This is a genomic window from Denitrificimonas halotolerans (genome assembly GCF_034259425.1).
In the GTDB taxonomy this organism is placed as follows: domain Bacteria; phylum Pseudomonadota; class Gammaproteobacteria; order Pseudomonadales; family Pseudomonadaceae; genus Denitrificimonas; species Denitrificimonas halotolerans.
The window spans coordinates 1-1325 of the sequence record NZ_JAXIVU010000043.1 but is presented as its reverse complement, the minus strand read 5'-3'; the positions used below and the strand labels follow the sequence as shown (position 1 = coordinate 1325).

At 42.2% G+C, this 1325-nt stretch carries 2 protein-coding genes; both read right to left on the bottom strand.

Features of this window, described 5'->3' with window-relative positions:
- Window positions 1-814, bottom strand: an 814-nt coding sequence (locus tag TOI97_RS13160; protein WP_321554581.1) for an IS3 family transposase, incomplete at its 3' end; no start/stop codon positions are given.
- Window positions 814-1325: transposase (locus tag TOI97_RS13155; protein WP_321554580.1), on the bottom strand; the 512-nt coding region annotated here is incomplete at its 5' end. The genes TOI97_RS13155 and TOI97_RS13160, both read right to left, overlap by 1 nt.

Here is a 1325-nt window from a genome sequence, read left to right as displayed (position 1 = left end):
GAGCAGGGCTCATCTTTAAATTAAGCATGATTCGTTCGTTGTTATAGTAGCTAATGTAATCTTTTATTTCCTTCATCAGTGATTTTTCTGATTTGCCCTTGAAACGATAAAAGAACTCTTTTTTAAAGGTAGCGAAGAAACTTTCCATGGCTGCATTATCGTAGCAATTACCTTTGCGAGACATGCTTTGAGTGATGTTGGCGTTAGCCAACGACCTTTTAAAGTCATACATGCGGTAATGCCAACCTTGATCTGAGTGCAGAAGCGTTGTCTTGCTGCTATCAAGCTGCGGTATTACTTGGTTGAGCATCTCCTCTACAAGGCTATAGGTAGGCCGTTTTGAGATCGTGAACGCTGTTATTTCACGATTAAACAGGTCCATTATCGGCGATAGATAGTATCTTTTACCCTTGAACTTAAGCTCTGTAATGTCTGTGGCAAGCTTGGAGTCAGGCTCTTTCGCTTTAAACTTTCGAGCTAAAATATTTTTGACTGCAGCACCTTTAGCTGAGCCTTGCAGGTAAATATATTTACGTTTGGGGCGGACAGCTTCTAGATTAAGTTCGTTCATAAGACGCAGCACTTTCTTGTGATTAACGATTAAGTTTTTCGCTAAGCGTAAAGCCATCGTTATCCTACGGTAGCCGTAGCGCTGCTTGTGTTGCTGGTAAAGCTCGCTGATATCTACCTTTAGCTGCGCATCTTTATCGTGTCGCTGCAAACACTGCAACTGATAATAGAACGTGCTTTTCGCAAGCTGTGCTGCACGCAGCAGCAGTTTTAAAGCATGCTCCTGCCTTAATGCATCAACAATTATCGTTTTTTCTTTGGCGCTGACTTTTTGCTTTGCATTAAGGCGTCCAACTTTTTTAGATAAGCATTCTCCGCACGCAAGTACTCTATCTCTTCAAGCGCTTTAGCCAGGGCCTGCTGCTCTGGAGTGCGTTTTTCATCAGCGTTAGAGTCTTTGGGTTTATTTACCTTCGCAGCCATACGCTCACCTTTTGATTTAAGAGCATGAATGCCACCTTGCTCGTAAAGCCTCTGCCAGCGCTTCACGGTGCACTGACTACCCAGGTTAAATAAAGCGGCAGTAGCAGAATAAGTTAGCTCATCTTCTTCCATTCTCTGCAAGACAGATCGCTTAAAGTTAGCATCATATCGGGTTGATACCTTCAGTTCGACATCAAAAGCAGACTTACCATGCTGTTTATAACGATCAGCCCATCGCTTTAATGTTGCGTCATTAAGTAAGTATTTTTTTGAAAACTCAGCACTACTTAAATGCCCTTTAAGGTATTTTCGTACCGCGTTTATTTTAAAAG